Consider the following 6,508-nt stretch of genomic DNA (forward strand, 5'->3'; position numbering starts at 1 on the left):
ATGACTCGGAATAAAAAAGCTTAGAGAACACACAAACTAAGCTTTTGACAACAATTTGGATGAGTCACCGCATGTGCAATGACTCGGTGTATAAAAAAGCCCAGAGAACACACAAACTAGACTTTTTGTGACAACAATTCGGTTATAAAGCTAAGTTTTGCTTAGCGCGGTTTAGGTTGTGATTAACTAAATCATTACCCGACATTTTTACCGCTTCATAAAAATCAGACAGTGCAGCAGTGTCGTTTTTTGACATGATGCGTGCGATACCACGGTTACTTAAAGCGAATGAAGTAAGCTCTCGGCGTTTGTAGCCGCGTACTTCGCTTTGATTAAGAAGCTTGATAGCTTCAGTACAAAGTGATTCTGCGTGGCTGAAGTTTTTAGACTTCACACTTGCTGCGCAACGATTAAATGCAAGTTCGTATTGGCTGTTTACGTCAGACGCTTTAGCTGTGTTATTTAACACTGCTTCATATTGGCCTTGCACAATAGCTTGCGATGAATCTGAGTCGCTAATTACCATCAGTTTGTAGTCACTTTGATCAGCGATTGCAAAAGCTGAACATGTTAGTAAAGAGCTAAGAGCAAGTCGTTTTAAAAGTGGTTTAAACATGATTGGTTTCCTCATTAATCGCAGCATCGTTTGCTGATGAGTTAACTTTAGAGTAATCCATCTAAACCGACAAACGATTAAAATAAACTTGATAGATGAATTTTTTTAATCTATTGGCATGTGTTGTACTTTTTATTGTCACAACAATGCCTTAGTGTTTAAATGGGATGTTTTTTAAACATAATAATTATTTAAAATGGATTTTTATGAAACCCTTGACGCTTTACTCATCACTTATTTTTACAGCTCTTAACCTCAGCCCACTTGGTGTGGGCTTATGTAATGGCGAAGATAGCCATTCAGTAACTAACTCTGAGATTAATTGGTCTGAACTTGCTGTAAAAGATGTTGAAGCGGCCTATCAGTTATCGGTTATTAATCACCCTGGTATGTATGATGTACGTAATCCAGGCTTTGCTAAACAGCTCGAAAAAGCAAAGCAAGAAGGCTTAAAGCTGGCAGTAAAAGCGCATAGTTCACAAGCTTTTGCTGCGGCTATTTCACGTTTTAGAACTGTTCTACAAGATGGTCATGCAGGAGCTATCGATATCTTGCCAAGAGAATTAAAGCCACAAAAAAGCTGGCCGGGGTTTTCAACAGTATGGCGCGGTGATGCGTTAAAAGTGTATTACAGTGAGTTAGATGCAATTGCCAAGGGCGATAAACTAGTGAGTTGTGACAATACAGCAATTAATACTTTGCTGGTTGAGCGTGTTTTTCGCTATTACGGCGAAGTTCAGCAGCCTGGTAGTTGGTGGAACCATGGCTGGCGACTAACAATTGATGATGGCAACCCGTTTTTGTCGCCGCTTGAAAGCTGTACATTTGAAAAAGCCGACGGTTCTACCTATAGCCTAAAATTAAACTGGACTGTTAGGCCTGATGATGTCACTGAAAAACTTAAAAATGCCTACAATGGCGATAAGTTGCCAATTGAACTTAATTGGCCTTTAGAGAATATTGCTTGGATCAGTATGCCAACGTATGCACCTAATGAGCAGCAGCAAGCGGATTATCAAGCGATGTTGAGCGCTATTGAACAGCAGCATAGTAAGTTAATGCAAGCTAAAGCTGTGGTGCTTGATCTTCGCCATAATCAAGGTGGCTCATCGATGTGGAGTGAGCAAATAGCCTCAGCACTTTGGGGCAGTGAACAATTCAAATATGGCCGCTATAAGCTACACAAAAATACCCAAGTGTGGTGGCGAACTTCTAAAGGCAATACTGACTATTTTGGCGATGTAGTCGCAAGCTATGATACGGCTAGTCCTTGGTATCACTGGTTAAAGACAACCCACGAAAGTATGCAGGCGGCTTATGAAAAGGGTGAACAATTTTATGTCGAGATAGTCTCCGCAGAGCAACAAGCAATGCCAAAAAACGCCAGTCAGTTTACTACACCTGTTTATGTGATTGTGCCTGGGCAATGTGCCAGTGCTTGTTTAGATGCGCTGGATAGTTTTAAGCTGTTTGCAAACACACAATTAGTTGGCGCACCAAGTAGTACAGATTCTACCTACATGGAGGTGAGGCTCGAAACCCTACCTTCAGGCTTTGCTAAAGTCATTTTGCCTATTAAAGTATATGTAAATAGGCCTCGCGAAAAAGGCTTTTACTATCAACCTGATATTAAATTCAACGAACTTGAATGGACAACACAAGCGCTTGTTAAAATGATAGCTGAGTTGTAATTAAGCAGTATCTTTAGCAAAGCGTTTGCTAGACTCCTGAGGGGGGGGAAAGTGCTAACCTTGCGCGAAGAAGAGCTCCACTTTTTAAGCTAATTCAGCAACAGGCTCTTCTGCTAACCAATTTAGAGCCGCTGTTTTTGACTTAAATACATTCATCACCATACCTGCTCGTTTATATAAATTACAGTAGGTATCGGTGAGCAGGCTACCACCTTCAAGCCCCTCTTTTATGACTAAGGCTGTTTTAGCCGGCGCAATGCCTTTGCGTCGAAGCTCAACAAAATACACCATTAGTTTTTCAAGAGCCCCAGGTGTTGCCATGCATGAGTTTTCAAATTCAACCAATTCATACCATTGACCATAAGCCGTGGTGAGTTTGTTGATATAATCTTGTTGCATGAAAGAGTGAGCTTCAATTATTTCTTCGTTGAACGGCCCTGTAGCAGTCGTTAAAAGCGTGTGTTCTCGTTGGCAAAACTCGACAAGACCATGTGGCTTAAAATCTTTGAATGGATAATGGTTAGTTGATACTTTGTTATGCATCCGTTCAATCCCTGAATGTTTATTAAGCTATTGATAATAGCAGTGTAATAGATTAATTCAATATTTAGCCCAACAAGATTGCTAAAATAACAATAAAAGTATTGTTTTTTTATTACCAAGTCGAACCGGCTTGAATGTAAATAGCATTCTGTTCTGGGCCATGTGCTACATCTAACCCTATGGTAATACCATAATGCTCATCGATGAGATAACGAAAGCCCGCACCGACTGTATCAATGGTTTCTGCCTTTGATAAGTCAGAAAAATTATCAGCAGCCCAGCCCATGCCAGTAAACACATTAAGCTTTATTTTATGGGTGATTTTATAGCTTGCTTCTGCTTCAGTAACAAAAACATCCAAACCTTGATAACGGGTAGCAGACACACCGCGCAGGCTAATACTTGGCGGAATATAAACTGGTAAGCGTTTTTCACCTCGATTATTAACAGAGTCATATTGCATACGTAATGCAAAGTTAAACTTATCGGTATAACGCCAGTAATTAAGAGCAGTTAATTTTAAGCTGCTGTAATCAACTTTACTGCCAATTGCCTCATCGAAATATAAGTACTCGGCTTTATAGTTAAAGCCACGCTCAGGGTTAAGTGGGTTATCTCGGCTATCGTACTCTAACAAGGGGCCAATACCTGACGTATTTACATCTAGAGAAAGGTGTTCTTTGATAATGCCATTCTCGAGCAAGTAATCTTCAATTGGATTTTCTGCTAGACTAATATCCACTTGGCGATAAATCTGCTTAAAACCATAAAAAAAGTTACTGTTGTCATAACGTAATTTAAGATTTTGAAATACTGCAGGGCCTTCAATATTTAGCGAAAGTGGTGTGAGTAGTTTTATTTCATCAAAGGTATAAAAATCGAGATTAATACTCGCCCAGCCAACAATCCCTTGGTAGCGAATTCTGTCTTCGTCCCAAAACGTTATGTGGCCAACAGCACCCCCTTTTGTGCCATTTTTAGTGCCCATTAGGCCAACTAAACTGATGCTTTGAGGTAGGGTAGAGCCCTCTTTCTTTTTTTTAGCTTTCTTTTCATTATCGTGAAAAAATAAACCAACCACACCAAGACCAGGCCCTACTGCTGGCTCTGTAATAAACGTGGGGATGGGTAAAAACGAAATGGGCTCATCAATTTTTTGTTGCTGATTACTTAATTGTTGCTCTGCTGGTTTAATTGCGTATTCATCATAGCTAGAGGCAAGGCAATAATCACTTAGTAAGCTTGCTGACAATACACTTATTACTACTACTTTTTTCACTTAATCCCTTACCTTAAATATCAATTGCTGTCTTGTTAAAGTTGATAGTTAAACTCTAGACGATGATCGCCATCCATAAAGTCAACGTTTCTATTCCAGTTAGCGAAATAGCGTAGATTCATACGCGGGTTAATCTGATAACTTGCAGCAAACTCATGAGTTAAAATATGGCTTTGGTTTAGGCCATAGTAATGGTCTTTATAATTATCGCTTCCACCAATGGTGGTTAGCCAAAAAGGATTGTAATTAAGCCATATTTTGTCAGTTATAGTCACTTTTGCGTACATGCCAATTAAGCCATAGGCTCCCATTATGGAGTAACCACTGTCTCGACTACCGTCATCTTCAAGGGCATTTTCTCCAATCGATGCTCCGACTCCGGCAAGCGGGTAAAAGCTAAACTTGCCCACTGGTTTTAATGCTTTTATGTAGCTATACGAAACATCCATACTTTCATCTGCAACCAAATTCGCATTTAGGTTGTAGGAAGCATCAAGTTGTTTAGCGCTCATCGAAGTTAAATCAACCGAAAAGTTACGAAAGCGAAAAGAATCAATGGAATCAGTGGTTTTGTTATCACTCTCCCAGCCTAGCGCATCACCGTAAATCCCTTTCACTTCGATAACATTCATGCCAGCAGTTGTTGTTATACCGGTGTCATAGGCTTGTCCTACTTTAAGGTTAATCCCCTTGTTAGTTGAGCCTGCGCCTATTTGGGTATACACCGCAAGTGGGTCCGACATATCTTGCACTTCTTTTTCATTAGCTGACAAGTTTGATAGTTGAAACGCAAGTGAAAATAAGAACGAAATTCGTAGAAAAGGCATGTGTTTTCCTTACACAAGTAATAAAAAGTTGCTTACTAATTCTTAAGGTACTTATAGTCTATTTATTTATTGAATTCAATCATCAAGCCGCTAAATAATTTGGAGTATTTTAAATGAATATAGCGGTTTAGAATCTACCCGCTGCAATATAATAAAGTGGGTTTGGGTTTAATTATGATAATGGCTAACCTAGTAAAAACAGTAGAGAGTATACTTTAATAAAAAAATTTTGATTTTATGAATAATTGATTTAAATCGTTTTTTACTAGATTAGAAACTAGACGTATTTTGTTTTCATCTTATACTAAACTGAGCTCTTTAGGAGTAAATAGTACTATTAATAAAAAGGGATAATTTATGAAAAAACTAATAGCGGCGGCTATCTGTGGCTTGGTTTCAACGGTAAGCCTTGCTGCAGATAAACCGAACGTATTAGCCATTATGGTTGATGACGTTGCGCCAATCTCACTCAGTGCATACTCGCACGGTATGACCTACCCAACCCCTAATATTGATCGCATTGCTAACGAAGGTGCATTGTTTACAGACCACTATGCACAACCTAGTTGTACAGCAGGGCGTGCTGCGTTTTTAATGGGGCAATTACCAATTCGAACAGGCTTAACAACAGTGGGCCAACCAGGTAACCCACTTGGCATAAAAGAAGCCGATCCTACGCTAGCTGAATTTTTAAAAGATCGCGGTTATATGACTGCGCAATTTGGTAAAAACCACTTAGGTGATTTAGATGAGCACTTACCAACAAAGCATGGCTTTGATGAATTTTACGGTAACTTGTATCACCTCAATGTATCCGAAGAGCCTGAACAAGCGGATTACCCGAAAGATCCTAAGTTTGTGAAAAAATTTGGTCCTCGTGGTGTGATCGAATCTTACGCCAACGGCAAAATCACCGATACTGGCCCACTTACTCGTAAACGTATGGAAACCTTTGACGAAGAAGTGTTAGAGCGCTCACTTAACTTTATGGAACGTGCAGTTAAGGCGAAAAAACCTTTCTTTATTTGGCATGCGTCCAGCCGTATGCACGTTTACACACACTTAAAACCAGAAAGCCGTAATTTAGCGACGGGTATTAGCTCTGAAGAAGACGTATTTGGTAGTGGCCTGATTGAACATGATGGCCATGTTGGCAAGCTGCTTGATAAACTTGATGAGCTAAAAATTGCCGATAACACCATTGTTATTTACACCAGTGATAATGGCCCTGAGCAATCAAGCTGGCCAGATGCAGGTACAACTGAATTCCGTGGTGAAAAAATGACAACCTGGGAAGGTGGCGTACGTGTGCCTTTCTTAGTTCGTTGGCCAAACAAAATACCTAAAGGCTTAAAGCTAAATGGTATTTCTTCACATGAAGATGTTTTCCCAACTGTTGCTGCTGCTCTAGGTGAAAAGAACTTACGAGAAAAACTTAAAAAGTCAGACAAAGTTTATATTGATGGTGAAAACAACCTAGTACTCTTTCACATATATTTTGATCAGTTGCCCCTACTTAAATTCAGGTAACTGATCTTTTTCAATCAATAAT

General features: G+C 39.6%; 6 protein-coding genes. 2 read left to right on the forward strand and 4 right to left on the reverse strand.

Annotated features, from left to right (window positions below):
* Window positions 1-142: 142 nt before the first annotated feature.
* Window positions 143-616, reverse strand: coding sequence for a hypothetical protein (locus ACSFVZ_RS07380; RefSeq protein ID WP_435558501.1), 474 nt, complete (start codon window positions 614-616; stop codon window positions 143-145).
* Window positions 617-822: 206 nt separating this feature from the next.
* On the opposite strand from ACSFVZ_RS07380, the gene ACSFVZ_RS07385 reads away from it, so the two are divergent.
* The gene (locus ACSFVZ_RS07385; protein WP_435558502.1) at window positions 823-2,307 is read left to right on the forward strand and encodes a S41 family peptidase; all 1,485 of its coding nucleotides are present in this window, start codon (window positions 823-825) and stop codon (window positions 2,305-2,307) included.
* 84 nt (window positions 2,308-2,391) lie between these two features.
* Here the strand turns inward: ACSFVZ_RS07385 and ACSFVZ_RS07390 are convergent, their stop codons facing one another.
* The 3 genes from ACSFVZ_RS07390 to ACSFVZ_RS07400 form a co-directional block, all read right to left on the reverse strand.
* The gene (locus ACSFVZ_RS07390; RefSeq protein WP_435558503.1) at window positions 2,392-2,850 is read right to left on the reverse strand and encodes a hypothetical protein; all 459 of its coding nucleotides are present in this window, start codon (window positions 2,848-2,850) and stop codon (window positions 2,392-2,394) included.
* A 112-nt stretch (window positions 2,851-2,962) separates the two neighbouring features.
* A complete protein-coding gene (locus ACSFVZ_RS07395; RefSeq protein WP_235382681.1) occupies window positions 2,963-4,129 on the reverse strand; it encodes a BamA/TamA family outer membrane protein in 1,167 nt (388 codons plus the stop codon).
* 35 nt (window positions 4,130-4,164) lie between these two features.
* Window positions 4,165-4,956, reverse strand: coding sequence for a hypothetical protein (locus tag ACSFVZ_RS07400; RefSeq protein ID WP_199527818.1), 792 nt, complete (start codon window positions 4,954-4,956; stop codon window positions 4,165-4,167).
* Between the two features lie 357 nt (window positions 4,957-5,313).
* Between ACSFVZ_RS07400 and ACSFVZ_RS07405 the strand changes: the two genes are divergently transcribed.
* Window positions 5,314-6,486: an arylsulfatase gene (locus ACSFVZ_RS07405; protein WP_435558505.1), complete on the forward strand. Its 1,173-nt coding sequence runs from the start codon at window positions 5,314-5,316 to the stop codon at window positions 6,484-6,486.
* Window positions 6,487-6,508 lie beyond the last annotated feature (22 nt).

This window comes from Pseudoalteromonas nanhaiensis (assembly GCF_051235485.1).
Lineage (GTDB): Bacteria > Pseudomonadota > Gammaproteobacteria > Enterobacterales > Alteromonadaceae > Pseudoalteromonas > Pseudoalteromonas lipolytica_C.